The sequence below is a fragment of the Rhizobium sp. 01T444 genome, from assembly GCF_056398305.1.
This window is the reverse complement of sequence record NZ_JBFTPD010000003.1, coordinates 371,503-384,005: the sequence shown is the minus strand read 5'-3', so window position 1 is coordinate 384,005 and position 12,503 is coordinate 371,503. Positions and strand designations below refer to the sequence as shown.

The following is a 12,503-nucleotide window of genomic DNA, read 5'->3' as shown; positions in this document are numbered from 1 at the left end:
GTCATGCAGTCTTTCAAGCTGCCAGTCTCTGCCGCTCCCGCTGGATAACTTCCGATGCGAGCTGCAGATAGGCCTGGCTGCCGGCGCACTTGAGATCATAGAGAATAGCCGGCTTGCCGTATGAAGGCGCCTCTGAAACACGGACATTCCGCGGGATAAGTGTGTGATAGACCTTCTCACCGAGATGAGTTCGCACGTCGTTGACGACCTGCTGCGCCAGATTATTGCGAGCATCGAACATCGTCAGCACGATGCCTTGAATATCGAGCTGCGGATTGACCGTCCGGCGGACCTGGTTGACGGTCTCCAGAAGCTGGCTCAAACCTTCAAGCGCGAAGAACTCGCACTGCAGCGGTACCAGCACGGAATGGGCAGCCGCCATCGCATTCATCGTCAGCAGGTTGAAAGAAGGCGGGCAGTCGAGAAGAATGTAAGAAAAAGACACCGCCTCAGAGGAAGACAATGCCTTTTTGAGCTTGAAGACGCGATCGCTTTGCTGCGAGATTTCCATCTCGACTCCGAGAAGATCCATCGTCGACGGAACAATGAAGAGATTAGGAACCGCCGTTTCCAACGCGGTCTCAGCGACACCAGCTTGCCCGACCATCAGATCGTAAGAAGAAAGCTTACGATTGCGTCGATCAATACCCAAACCAGTGCTTGCATTGCCCTGTGGGTCCAGATCGATAATCAGCACCCGCTCGCCAATGGCGGCGAGAGCGGTTGCCAAATTGATTGCGGTGGTCGTCTTGCCGACGCCACCCTTTTGATTTGCGATGGTGATAATCCGATTACGTTCGCCAGCCATTGCCGCAATATCCGTTTCGTTAAACCAGGCGCTGGAGACTTGATATTTCGAGAATTACAGAATCTTGCTCAACAGCGCTATTGTGTTCTAGCAGATCAAAAGTCCAGCGGCCATGTGCTTTCTGGATCTCTCTTTGGTAATCCCGGCCTTTATGAAAATATGCGCGATTATTTTCCTTTCCAACCATCCAGGGCGCCGCGTATTCAATCAGCTTATCGAGATCGGCTAGCGCACGGGCGGAAACAGCGTCGCAAGCAGCTATTGCTACCGGCGCATCTTCGATCCTGATAGCGTGCACCTCGCCTCGCGCGCCGGTTTCTCGCAAAGCAGTGCGCAGAAATGCCGCCTTCTTATTGTTGCTCTCCACCAGGTGAACCCAACCTTGTTGCTGTTCGGCCAGGAAGATCGCGGTGATCACACCCGGAAAACCGCCGCCGCTTCCGAGATCGATCCAGGTTTGCGGGTGAGGGGAGATCTGAAATATCTGCGCACTATCCGCGATATGCCGGTTCCACATATCACTCATGGTCGAAGGGGCGATGAGGTTGATCGCCTTGGCCCATTTCGTGAAAAGCTCTGCGAAATATTGCAGACGTTCTTGTGTTTCACGTGAAACACGCAATCCGTTTAATTCCATTCCCGAAGACTCTCAAACCTTGCAGCGACTACGCGACCTGCCCACGAACACTTTCACCGCGACGCAAGTGCACGAGCAAGAGCGAAATCGCCGCTGGCGTCATACCTTCCACTTTCAGAGCCTGAGCGATGTTGGCGGGCTTTTGTGAGTTGAGCTTATTCTTCAGCTCATTCGAGAGTCCCGATAGACTGCTGTAATCAAAGCTCTCAGGAATCAAGCGCGCCTCATCTCGCCGCTGTGCCTCGATGGCCGCGGTCTGACGATCCATATAAACCGAATAGATCGCCTCGATCTCCAGAGCCTCGACAACCTTCTTGGAGAAGGACTTCAGATCTCCCCACACCTGCTCCAACTGCGAAAACGCATATTCGGGATAGGACAGAAGTTCATAGGCAGTTCGGCGTTGGCCGTCGAGATTAAGATTAAGTCCTGCCTTACGCGCTTCATTCGGCGTAACGGATAAAGACTGAAGGAGCGTTCTACCGCTCTCCAACTCGTCTTGATATGCCGCAAAACGAGCTTGGCGTTCACTGGAAACACACCCAAGTTCGATCGCGCCTGGCGTAAGCCTCGCGTCAGCATTATCGGCGCGGAGTGTCAATCGATACTCCGCGCGAGACGTGAACATTCGATACGGCTCCGTAACACCCCGCGTCGTCAGGTCATCAATCATGACGCCGATATAGGAGTTCGTACGACTGAATATAAAAGGTTTGGAATTGCCACTCGACAATGCGGCGTTGAGACCTGCAGCAAGACCTTGGGCGCCGGCTTCCTCATAACCCGTCGTCCCGTTAATCTGACCAGCCAGGAAAAGCCCTGGTAGTTTTTTAACTTCCAATGTTGCCGTCAACTCTCTTGGATCGACATGGTCATATTCAATCGCGTAGCCAGGATGCAATATTTCTACGCGCTCCAAACCAGGAATCGTCCTGATGAACGCGGCTTGAACGTCGGCCGGCAGCGACGTTGAAATCCCGTTTGGATAAACGGTATTATCGTCAAGCCCTTCAGGTTCCAAGAAAATCTGATGTCCGTCCCTCTCACCAAATTTAACGAGCTTGTCTTCAATCGATGGGCAATATCGCGGACCGACACCTTCGATCTGTCCAGAATACATCGCCGATTTTTGCAGGTTAGCGACGATGATACGGTGCGTCGCCTCTGTTGTTCGCGTTACGCCGCACTCGACCTGTGGATTCACGATCCGATCGGTCATGAAGGAGAACGGCACCAGCTCGTCATCGGCAGCCTGACGCCCGACAGATTCCCAATCAATCGTTTTCCCGTTCAAGCGAGCCGGTGTCCCTGTCTTAAGACGGCCCAGCTTCAAACCCAATTGCAGGAACGTCGTTGAAAGCCCCATCGAAGGTGGCTCCCCGGCGCGGCCTGCAGGTGTCTTCTCATTTCCTATATGGATAAGTCCCCGAAGGAACGTGCCTGTCGTAATAACAACCGACGGGCCTACGATGAGCCTTCCGTCTTTCATTATTACGCCAGCGACTCGATTGCATTTGATATCCAGATCAAATGCGTCGCCTTCGATCACATCAAGGTTCTCAATTGCCTCGATGGCATTCAACATGGCGAGTCGATAGAGCTTACGATCGGCTTGGGTGCGCGGACCACGAACCGCTGCACCCTTCTTCTTATTCAACATACGAAACTGGATGCCTGCGGCATCAGCAATACGGCCCATAAGACCATCCATCGCATCAATCTCGCGAACAAGGTGGCCCTTGCCAAGCCCGCCGATGGCCGGATTGCAGGACATTACGCCAATCGTGTCGCGCCGATGCGTGATCAAGGCAGTTTTTGCGCCCATCCTCGCGGCAGCCGCGGCTGCTTCTGATCCGGCATGACCGCCTCCGATCACGATAACGTCATAACTACTGGCGCTCATGCGCTACTCCACAAAAGGTTTCACGTGAAACTTCTCACGCCGCTGCCGCCGGCGTTCCACGTGAATCATTTTCCGATACAAAACTCCGAAAAGATGACGCCAAGAAGATCTTCAACGTCGACCCGTCCGGTGATGCGCCCCAGATGATCACCGGCGAGTCTTAAAGATTCCGCCCTGATCTCCAGGCTTTGCTCTGCCTGATCGATTGCCGCCGATAGGGCAATCAGGCATTTCGAGAGCGAATCCTTATGCCGCTCCCGTGTCGGAACGGATAGAGACAATCCCTCAAACTTCTGTTCGATGAAGGAAGAAACAAAGTCCCGAAGTTCCGGAAGGCCTTCACCTGTCATTGTAGAAATCTGAAGGTCGTATGAAGCAGTTGAAGGATACAGGTCCCGCTTGGTGCCGACCATAACATGCGATGAAGCGCGTTCCAAGTCGATAGGATCTATTGGTGATGGCGACCCCATGTCAGTCAGAAAGAGCACGAGATCAGCATTGTTCAACGCCAGCTGTGCTCTCTTGATACCTTCCTGCTCCACTATATCGCCGGTGTCTCTCAGACCCGCTGTGTCATAAAGCTTGACCAGATAGCCATTCAGATTGATATCGACATGAAGCACGTCGCGCGTCGTGCCTGCTATGTCGGTAACGATCGCCACGTCCCTTTGCGCAAACCAGTTCATCAGGCTGGACTTTCCAGCATTGGGCGCCCCGGCAATAACAACTTTAAAACCATCTCGGACAATCTCTCCCATTTCGGCATGAGAAAGATGATCCTCCATCTCTCGCCGAAGCTCCGCCAGCGACACCCAGATCTGATCCGCTACAGAGCCGGGAACATCGTCTTCATCCGGAAAGTCCAGTTCGGCTTCAATCAAAGCGCGGGAGCGCGTAATTCGTTCCGCCCACGAATCGTATAGGCGCGACAGACCGCCCGAGCTCTGCTCCAGCGCTAGGCGACGCTGCATTTCCGTCTCAGCCGCTATAAGGTCCGCTAACCCCTCGACCTCAACGAGGTCAAGCTTGCCGTTTTCAAAGGCGCGACGGCTGAATTCGCCTTCCATGGCAAGTCTGGTTCCCGAAAACGTTGCCAGTTCTCTCGAGAGAGCCGATATAACTGCTTTCGAACCGTGAATCTGGAATTCGGCGGAGTCCTCGCCGGTAAAGGAAGCCGGGCCAGGAAAGAAAAGAACCAGCCCGGCATCGATCGGAAAACCGTTCCGAGTCCGAATCGTTCTGTAGGCAGCCGTTCGCGGTGATGGAATCCCGCCAACCAGTGCCTCCAGGATAAAACAGGTCTGGGGGCCGCTGACACGAACAACCGACACACCTGACGGAGGGGCGCCGCTCGAAAGAGCAAATATGGTGTCGTTCCACGTTTCCATATGGTCTTCGGCCTATCGGTTCGTTTCCGAATCAATTCGAAACAGAAAAGGCTGGTGGTCGTGTGAACGACTCACCAGCCTCAGCGTGAGGAATCCGGCTAATAATCAGGTATTCATCGAGTCGAAGAAGTCACCATTATTCTTGGTCTGTTTCAGCTTGTCGATGAGGAATTCAATCGCATCGGTCGTTCCCATCGGGGCGAGGATGCGGCGCAGAACGAAGATCTTCTGCAGATCCTGGCGCGGGACGAGCAGGTCTTCCTTGCGCGTGCCCGACTTGAGAATATCCATGGCCGGGAAGATACGCTTGTCAGCAACCTTACGGTCGAGAACGATTTCAGAGTTACCGGTGCCCTTGAACTCTTCGAAGATGACTTCATCCATACGGCTGCCGGTGTCGATGAGAGCCGTTGCAATGATGGTCAGCGAACCACCTTCTTCAATGTTACGTGCTGCACCGAAGAAGCGCTTCGGGCGCTGGAGCGCGTTGGCGTCGACACCACCAGTCAGAACCTTACCGGACGAAGGAACGACGGTATTGTAGGCGCGACCAAGGCGGGTGATGGAATCGAGCAGGATGACAACGTCGCGGCCGTGCTCCACGAGTCGCTTGGCCTTTTCGATTACCATTTCGGCGACCTGGACGTGCCGAACCGCCGGCTCGTCGAATGTAGAAGAAATAACTTCGCCGCGGACCGAACGCTGCATATCCGTGACTTCTTCTGGACGTTCATCGATCAGCAGAACGATTAGATAGCATTCCGGATGGTTGGCGGTGATCGAGTGAGCGATGTTCTGCAGGAGAACCGTCTTACCCGTACGCGGCGGAGCAACGATCAGGCCGCGCTGGCCCTTGCCGAGAGGCGCCACGAGATCGATCACGCGGGGCGAAAGATCCTTGGAGGTYGGAACATCCAGTTCCATCTTGAAACGGTCGTTCGGATAGAGCGGCGTCAGGTTGTCGAAGTGAACCTTATGACGGATCTTTTCGGGATCATCGAAATTGATTGTGTTGACCTTGAGAAGCGCGAAATAGCGTTCGCCTTCCTTCGGACCGCGGATCGGACCCTCGACCGTATCGCCGGTCTTCAGAGAGAAGCGGCGGATCTGGGAGGGAGAGATGTAGATATCGTCCGGACCGGGCAGATAGTTAGCATTTGCGGAGCGCAGAAACCCGAAACCATCCTGCAGGACTTCAACGACGCCTTCGCCGATAATTTCGATATCCTGACTGGCAAGAACCTTGAGGATTGCAAACATGAGCTCCTGCTTGCGCATCGTGCTCGCATTTTCGACCTCGAGCGATTCGGCAAAAGCCAGAAGATCCGTCGGGGATTTACTCTTAAGTTCCTGAAGCTTCATTTCAGCCATGAAGTGACCAATACTCGTTATTTTATAAGGGGAAAGGCGATGTTGGGTCGTATTCGGTACTGCGAAAGGGGCTCGCAGGCGACTGAACTCTACACACATGCCACGAAGATGAGATGGCCGGAAAATAGCGAGTCGGAACCCGGCCCGCAAGGGGGCTGCTTAAAATGACTGAAATTTAACCTCAGCAACCCCTGGGCTTCAAAAAGGCTTCACCACTACCAGGATGACGATGAGGATCATCAGTGCTGTTGGCGCCTCGTTCATGAAGCGCCAGTAACGTGCCGAGCGACGGTTTTCATCCCGTTCGAACGCCCGCACGGCTCTGCTGAAAAAAACATGGACGATTGTCAGGAGGACAACCAACCCGATCTTCGCATGTAGCCAGCCGCCGTGGAAACCATAGACCGACCAGGCGAGATAAAGACCAAGGATCCAGGTCAGCATCATCGCCGGGTTCATAATGATCTTGAGCAGCCGCCGCTCCATCACCTTGAAGGTCTCGGATTGAACCGAACCAGGTTCTGCATCCGTGTGATAGATGAAAAGGCGGGGCATGTAGAAAAGCCCGGCCATCCACGAGATCACGGCGATGATGTGAAGGGCCTTGATCCAGAGATAGAGATTATCAGGGTTCCAGACGAAGAGCCCGACAGCCAGAAGAGCGAAGAAGGCCAGCGCAAAATTGGCACGCCGGCGGGCATAGGCACCCGGCTTTTGATCCGTCTGCTTTTCCATCACGCAGCCCCCATACCACGCACGCGATCGACAAGAAGGCGTACATTCTCCGGATCCGCTTGCGGCGTGATGCCATGACCCAGATTGAAAATCAGCGGTCCGTTTCCGAGCGCTTGAATAATATCGTCGATACCTTCCTCCAGTGAACGACCGCCAGCCACGACACGCATCGGATCGAGATTGCCTTGCACTGGTCCGTCCTTCTGCAGCTCGGCCGCAAAGGCAAGTGGTACGGACCAATCGAGCCCGATCGCATCTGCTCCGGTCCTCTGCCGGTAGGTCTTGAGCATGTAGCCCGCACCTTTGGCGAAGGCGATGATCCGCGCTTGCGGCCGCCGTGCCCTGATCGAAGCGATCATGCGCGCCACGGGACGGATTGCGAAAGCGTCAAATTCCCTCTCGCCGAGAACACCGGCCCAGGAGTCGAAGATTTGCACCGCATCAGCGCCAGCATCGATCTGCGCCACGAGATAATCTGCAGAGACATCCGCGAGCAGCGTCAACAGGTATTCGAAGGCGCGCGGATGCCTGTAGGCGAAGAGGCGAGCGGGCGCCTGATCTGGCGTGCCATGACCGGCAATCATATAGGTCGCAACCGTCCAGGGCGCGCCGCAGAAGCCAAGGAGGGTTGTCTCGGTGGGTAGCTCATTCCTCAGGCGCTTCACCGTCTCCAGGACTGGCTGCAGGTAATCGACAACGCTTTCTCCATCCAGGCCGGCGATACCCGCCTCGTCGATCGGATCCATTTCAGGGCCATGCCCCTCGGTAAAGCGTACATTGCGCTTCATCGCATCAGGGATGACCAGGATATCGGAAAACAGGATCGCGGCATCAAAGCCATAGCGGCGTATCGGCTGAAGCGTGACCTCGACGGCATGATCAGGCGAATAACAGAGATCGAGGAAACTTCCCGCCTTCGCACGCGTTTCCCTGTACTCGGGCAGATAGCGACCCGCCTGCCTCATGAGCCAGAGGGGTGGGGGCGTCAGGGTCTCGCCATCAAGAACCCGCATAATTTTCCGGCGCGTTTCGCTCAAGCGCTTCTTCCCTATAAAAATACAAAGATATTTTAAAAGGTTTCTATTTCTTAGAGTCGGTGTCTATCAAGGATTAAAATCCATCCACTGACAGCGCGATTTGTCACGCAGGCTGGGTCAGTGGGAACCGAGATTCGTATATTTGCGCTTAAAGCGGTAGGGAATTCTAATCCAATAGAGATTCCAGAAGGTTCCGGGAATTCATTTTGTCGCCGATCTTGTGGATAAGCTGTGCATCGTTTTAGGAAGCATGACCACAGTCCCCACACTCCACAGGCACCTCCGAAACGACCTCCGAAAGTTCCGGATGTGGATAAGGAGGCATGTTTTCCCTTGCCTCGATCCCGGCCGGGCCATTAGCTCTTCGCTGTCCAGTCTTTTCAACAGGCAGCGGAAAATAGCGTGGAGAACAGAACGAACTTCTTCCATCTGCATCTGATTTCTGACTCGACCGGTGAGACTCTGATCTCCGCCGGCCGTGCCGCGTCGGCGCAGTTCAAGTCTTCTCAGCCGATCGAACACGTCTATCCGCTGATCAGAAACCGCAAGCAGCTGATGCCGGTGCTTCAGGCGATCGACAGTGAACCCGGCATTGTTCTCTACACGATCGTCGATCCGGAGCTTGCCAGCATCATTGATGAACGCTGCGCAGAAATGGGCGTGGCCTCGGTCAATGTTTTGGAACCGGTTATCGGCGCGTTCCAGATCTATCTCGGCGCTCCCTCCAGAAGGCGGGTCGGCGCTCAGCACGTGATGAACGCCGGCTACTTCGCGCGCATCGAAGCGCTGAATTTCACGATGGACCATGATGATGGTCAGATGCCGGAGGATTATAATGAGGCCGACGTCGTCATCGTCGGCATCAGCCGTACGTCGAAGACGCCGACCAGCATTTATCTCGCAAACCGTGGCATCAAGACCGCGAATATCCCGATCGTCTATGGCGTGCCCTTGCCCGAGGCTTTGGCGGCAGCGACCAAACCGCTGATAGTCTGCCTCATCGCCACCACGGATCGGATTTCTCAAGTCCGTGAAAATCGTCTGCTCGGATCGACGCCGGGTTTCGACCAGGAACACTATACCGACCGTGCAGCAATCTCGGAGGAGCTGAAGTATGCGCGCTCTCTTTGTGCCCGCCATAACTGGCCGATGATCGACGTCACTCGGCGCTCGATCGAGGAAACGGCTGCGGCGATCGTTGCCCTGCGGCCGAAGCTGCGTTAAGCGCTGAACAACTGAATCGCTCCCGAGGAACTGGGATGACACCAAAGCTCGTTCTCGCATCGTCGAGCCCATTCCGGCGGATGCTGATGGAAAATGCCGGTCTGGCTTTTGAAGCGCATGCCGCTCACATCGATGAACGGGCAATCGAGGCTCCTCTGGAAAAATCGGGCGCCACACCCGATCAGGTGGCGCTCGTTCTTGCCGAAGCAAAGGCGGATGAGGTCAGCCGGCGCTTCGGCGGTGCACTCGTCATCGGCTCGGATCAGACGATGTCGCTTGGCGCTCAGGTCTTTCACAAGCCGAAGGATATGGCGGATGCAGCCAATCATCTGAGCATGCTTGGCGGCAGAACACACAGCTTGAACAGCGCGATTGCGATTGTCAGGGATGGCGGAGTCCTATGGCAACACGTGGCGCATGCGGAACTGACGATGCGTCCGCTGACCGATGATTTTATTGCGCGCCATCTCAAGCGCGTGGGACCAAAGGCTCTGGCAAGCGTCGGTGCCTATCAGCTTGAGGGGGAAGGGATCCAGCTGTTCGAGAAGATCGACGGAGATTATTTCACGATCCTCGGTCTGCCGATGTTGCCTCTCCTTGCAAAACTCCGGGAACTGGATGCGATCGATGGATGATTCACGTGAAACACATGGGCCGAAAGCGTTTGTCACGGGTTTTCCCGTCAAGCATTCACGCTCACCATTGATCCACGGCTACTGGCTGAAGACCCTCGATCTGCCCGGCAGCTATCGGGCGCATGAGGTTGCCCCGGAAATCTTTGCAGATTTCATCGCCTCGTTAAGGAACGGTAGTGCCGGTTTCGTTGGCGGCAATGTCACGATCCCGCACAAGGAGATGGCGTTCAAGCTAGCGGACCAACCGGACGAGCTTTCGGAAGAACTCGGCGCATCGAATACGCTGTGGCTGGAGGATGGAAAACTTCTTGCGACGAACACGGACGGCCGCGGCTTTACCGCCAATCTCAATGAACGCCATCCCGGCTGGGACCGGCATAACCGGGTCGTCATCTTCGGTGCCGGTGGTGCAAGTCGCGCTGTCATTCAGGCGGTCCGCGACCGCGGCTTCAAAGAAATCCACGTCGTCAACCGCACAGTCGAGCGGGCGCAGGAACTGGCCGACCGCTTCGGCCCGAAGGTCCATGCTCATCCGACCGCAGCACTCGCCGAAGTAATGACCGGGGCGGGCCTATTCATCAACACCACCTCTCTCGGCATGGACGGAGAGGCGGCACCCGCCATCGATTTCTCGCCAATGCTTTCGGACGCAGTCGTCACGGATATCGTCTATGTGCCCTTGAAAACACCGATCCTTGCACAGGCAGAGGAACAAGGTTTTGCCATCGTCGATGGCCTCGGCATGCTCCTGCACCAGGCGGTCCCGGGATTTGAAAAATGGTTCGGCAGGCGGCCTGTCGTTGATGAAACGCTGCGCGCATTGATAACAGCGGATATGGAAAAACACTGATGCTGAAGATCGGCCTCACCGGCTCCATCGGAATGGGCAAGTCGACGGCGGCGAAGCTCTTTGCCGAAGCCGGTGTCGCGGTCAACGATTCTGACGCTGTTGTGCACGATCTTTATGCGGGCGAGGCGGCACCTCTGGTCGATGCAGCTTTCCCCGGCACAATGAAGAACGGTACCGTCGACCGTCAGGAACTTGGCCGGCAACTCGCTCGAGATCCAGCTGGCTTCAAGCGGCTCGAACAGATTGTTCATCCCTTGGTGCGCAAGCGGGAGAGTGAATTCCTAGCACGGCAGGAGGCAGCGGGAGCAGATATGGTCCTGCTCGACATTCCCCTCCTTTTCGAAACCGACGCCGATCAGAGGGTGGATGTTATTGTCGTCGTCAGCGCCGATCCACAGATTCAGCGGGAGAGGGTGCTTGCGCGGCCGAACATGACGGAAGAAAAATTCAATATGATTCTCTCCCGCCAGATATCAGATACAGAAAAACGCCGTCGGGCCGACTACATCGTAGATAGCAGCCACAGCATCGAGACGACAAGAAAACAGGTGGCAGATATCGTCGCCGACTTGAAGAAGCGGATAGCGAAGGAAGAAGTCCCACATGCGTGAGATCATTTTCGATACGGAAACCACCGGCCTCGACAACCGCATGGACCGCATCATCGAAATCGGCGGTATTGAACTCTTCAATCATTTTCCGACCGGAAGGACGCTCCACCTCTTCGTCAATCCGGGTGATCAGAAGGTTCATCCCGATGCGCTCGCCGTCCACGGCATCACCGACGAATTCCTGAAGGACAAGCCGCCTTTTGCCGATGTCTTCGAGCAGATTCTGGAATTCTTCGGCGACGGCAAGTGGATCGCCCACAACGCCACTTTCGACATGGGCTTTGTGAATGCCGAGCTTGCCAGGCTCGGCGTTCCGCCGATCCTGCCGGATCGCGTCGTCGACACGCTCTCGCTTGCCCGCCGAAAGCATCCAATGGGACCGAACTCGCTCGATGCTCTCTGCCGCCGTTACGGTATCGACAACTCGCACCGTACCAAACACGGCGCTCTCCTCGACTCCGAACTTCTCGCCGAAGTCTATATCGAGATGATCGGCGGCCGGCAGGCTGCACTGGGCCTCGGCGTTGCGGGATCTGCGAGCCGGAGCAAAAGCGACGCCGAGGTGGAAGAAGTCGTGGTCGCTGCCATCATGGAGAGGCCGCGGTCGTTGGCGCCGCGATTGAGCAAAGCGGAAGTTGAGGCACATGACGCTCTCATCGCCAAGCTTGGTCAAAAGGCCGTCTGGTCGAAATACGATCAGCTCAACTGAAAATAAAAATGCCCGGGTTTGCCCGGGCATTTGAGTTCGAGAGCCTGTAAAACCGGCTTAGTTCGGAACGGCCTGAACCTTGGAGCGGGCCTGTTCTTCGGAAACGCGCTGTGCGAACATCTGTGCGAAATCGATCGGGTCGATCATCAGCGGCGGGAAGCCGCCATTGCGCGTGACGTCGGCAATGATCTGGCGGGCAAACGGAAAGAGCATGCGCGGGCACTCGATGAAGAGAACCGGCAGCATGTGCTCCTGCGGGAAGCCGGCAACGCGGAAGACGCCGCCATAGACGAGCTCGGTGTGGAAGACCGTCTTGTCGCCTTCCTTGGCTTCAGCGATCAGCGAAAGCACGACATCGAAATCCGTTTCGGACAGCGGATTGGCATTGACGTTCACATTGATGTTGATCGCCGGTGCCTTGTCGCGGGCCTGAAGCGAGCGCGGTGCGCCCGGGTTTTCGAAGGAAAGATCCTTGACGTACTGGGCAAGGATCGAAAGGGTCGGGCTCGCTGCGCCGTTGCTGCTGTTATCGTCTGCCATGGGATTTTCCTCGAGGGGCATTGAATGGTGCCGCCATCTAACATTTCGGGAATAG

13 protein-coding genes are annotated in these 12,503 nt (G+C 55.7%); 5 read left to right on the top strand and 8 right to left on the bottom strand.

Translation table 11 applies throughout. From position 1 onward, the window contains the following. Window positions 1-13: 13 nt before the first annotated feature. From AC1DTN_RS07330 to hemE, 7 genes are all read right to left on the bottom strand, one after another. Window positions 14-808 carry a ParA family protein gene (locus AC1DTN_RS07330; protein WP_477819882.1) on the bottom strand — a complete coding sequence of 265 codons (795 nt, stop codon included), beginning with the start codon at window positions 806-808 and terminating at the stop codon, window positions 14-16. A gap of 19 nt (window positions 809-827) precedes the next feature. After that, on the bottom strand, window positions 828-1,445 hold the full coding sequence (gene rsmG, locus AC1DTN_RS07325) for a 16S rRNA (guanine(527)-N(7))-methyltransferase RsmG (protein ID WP_477920252.1): 618 nt from the start codon (window positions 1,443-1,445) through the stop codon (window positions 828-830). 28 nt (window positions 1,446-1,473) lie between these two features. Continuing rightward, a complete protein-coding gene (mnmG, locus tag AC1DTN_RS07320) occupies window positions 1,474-3,348 on the bottom strand; it encodes a tRNA uridine-5-carboxymethylaminomethyl(34) synthesis enzyme MnmG (RefSeq protein ID WP_477920251.1) in 1,875 nt (624 codons plus the stop codon). 65 nt (window positions 3,349-3,413) lie between these two features. Next, window positions 3,414-4,736 carry a tRNA uridine-5-carboxymethylaminomethyl(34) synthesis GTPase MnmE gene (mnmE, locus tag AC1DTN_RS07315; protein ID WP_477920250.1) on the bottom strand — a complete coding sequence of 441 codons (1,323 nt, stop codon included), beginning with the start codon at window positions 4,734-4,736 and terminating at the stop codon, window positions 3,414-3,416. 105 nt (window positions 4,737-4,841) lie between these two features. Continuing rightward, the gene (rho, locus tag AC1DTN_RS07310; RefSeq protein WP_113322177.1) at window positions 4,842-6,107 is read right to left on the bottom strand and encodes a transcription termination factor Rho; all 1,266 of its coding nucleotides are present in this window, start codon (window positions 6,105-6,107) and stop codon (window positions 4,842-4,844) included. Window positions 6,108-6,305: 198 nt separating this feature from the next. Then, window positions 6,306-6,842, bottom strand: a complete 537-nt coding sequence (gene hemJ, locus AC1DTN_RS07305) for a protoporphyrinogen oxidase HemJ (RefSeq protein ID WP_477920248.1) — start codon at window positions 6,840-6,842, stop codon at window positions 6,306-6,308. Then, window positions 6,842-7,879, bottom strand: a complete 1,038-nt coding sequence (hemE, locus tag AC1DTN_RS07300; protein WP_477920247.1) for a uroporphyrinogen decarboxylase — start codon at window positions 7,877-7,879, stop codon at window positions 6,842-6,844. Before hemE ends, hemJ begins: the two co-directional genes overlap by 1 nt. Window positions 7,880-8,281: 402 nt before the next feature. Between hemE and AC1DTN_RS07295 the strand changes: the two genes are divergently transcribed. Genes AC1DTN_RS07295 through dnaQ form a run of 5 tightly spaced genes read left to right on the top strand, consistent with a single transcriptional unit; the run spans window position 8,282 to window position 11,908 of the window. Further along, window positions 8,282-9,103 carry a pyruvate, water dikinase regulatory protein gene (locus AC1DTN_RS07295; RefSeq protein ID WP_007813808.1) on the top strand — a complete coding sequence of 274 codons (822 nt, stop codon included), beginning with the start codon at window positions 8,282-8,284 and terminating at the stop codon, window positions 9,101-9,103. 35 nt (window positions 9,104-9,138) lie between these two features. Next, window positions 9,139-9,738 carry a Maf-like protein gene (locus tag AC1DTN_RS07290; RefSeq protein ID WP_439016918.1) on the top strand — a complete coding sequence of 200 codons (600 nt, stop codon included), beginning with the start codon at window positions 9,139-9,141 and terminating at the stop codon, window positions 9,736-9,738. Then, window positions 9,731-10,588: a shikimate dehydrogenase gene (locus AC1DTN_RS07285; protein WP_113322172.1), complete on the top strand. Its 858-nt coding sequence runs from the start codon at window positions 9,731-9,733 to the stop codon at window positions 10,586-10,588. Before AC1DTN_RS07290 ends, AC1DTN_RS07285 begins: the two co-directional genes overlap by 8 nt. Then, the gene (gene coaE / locus AC1DTN_RS07280; RefSeq protein ID WP_113322171.1) at window positions 10,588-11,199 is read left to right on the top strand and encodes a dephospho-CoA kinase; all 612 of its coding nucleotides are present in this window, start codon (window positions 10,588-10,590) and stop codon (window positions 11,197-11,199) included. Before AC1DTN_RS07285 ends, coaE begins: the two co-directional genes overlap by 1 nt. Next, window positions 11,192-11,908 carry a DNA polymerase III subunit epsilon gene (dnaQ, locus tag AC1DTN_RS07275; protein WP_113322170.1) on the top strand — a complete coding sequence of 239 codons (717 nt, stop codon included), beginning with the start codon at window positions 11,192-11,194 and terminating at the stop codon, window positions 11,906-11,908. The genes coaE and dnaQ overlap by 8 nt, the downstream gene beginning before the upstream one ends. A 57-nt stretch (window positions 11,909-11,965) precedes the next feature. On the opposite strand, the gene secB is transcribed toward dnaQ, so the two are convergent. Next, complete coding sequence (secB, locus tag AC1DTN_RS07270; protein ID WP_113322169.1) at window positions 11,966-12,448, bottom strand: protein-export chaperone SecB; 483 nt, start codon at window positions 12,446-12,448, stop codon at window positions 11,966-11,968. Between the last annotated feature and the right edge of the window lie 55 nt (window positions 12,449-12,503).

Excerpts from the sequence above, each read along its gene's own strand:
- rsmG (WP_477920252.1), bottom strand. The coding sequence starts at position 1,445 with ATGGAATTAAACGGATTGCGTGTTTCACGTGAAACACAAGAACGTCTG.
- dnaQ (WP_113322170.1), top strand. The coding sequence starts at position 11,192 with ATGCGTGAGATCATTTTCGATACGGAAACCACCGGCCTCGACAACCGC.
- mnmG (WP_477920251.1), bottom strand. The coding sequence starts at position 3,348 with ATGAGCGCCAGTAGTTATGACGTTATCGTGATCGGAGGCGGTCATGCC.
- hemJ (WP_477920248.1), bottom strand. The coding sequence starts at position 6,842 with ATGGAAAAGCAGACGGATCAAAAGCCGGGTGCCTATGCCCGCCGGCGT.
- coaE (WP_113322171.1), top strand. The coding sequence starts at position 10,588 with ATGCTGAAGATCGGCCTCACCGGCTCCATCGGAATGGGCAAGTCGACG.
- AC1DTN_RS07285 (WP_113322172.1), top strand. The coding sequence starts at position 9,731 with ATGGATGATTCACGTGAAACACATGGGCCGAAAGCGTTTGTCACGGGT.
- AC1DTN_RS07290 (WP_439016918.1), top strand. The coding sequence starts at position 9,139 with ATGACACCAAAGCTCGTTCTCGCATCGTCGAGCCCATTCCGGCGGATG.
- secB (WP_113322169.1), bottom strand. The coding sequence starts at position 12,448 with ATGGCAGACGATAACAGCAGCAACGGCGCAGCGAGCCCGACCCTTTCG.
- mnmE (WP_477920250.1), bottom strand. The coding sequence starts at position 4,736 with ATGGAAACGTGGAACGACACCATATTTGCTCTTTCGAGCGGCGCCCCT.
- AC1DTN_RS07330 (WP_477819882.1), bottom strand. The coding sequence starts at position 808 with ATGGCTGGCGAACGTAATCGGATTATCACCATCGCAAATCAAAAGGGT.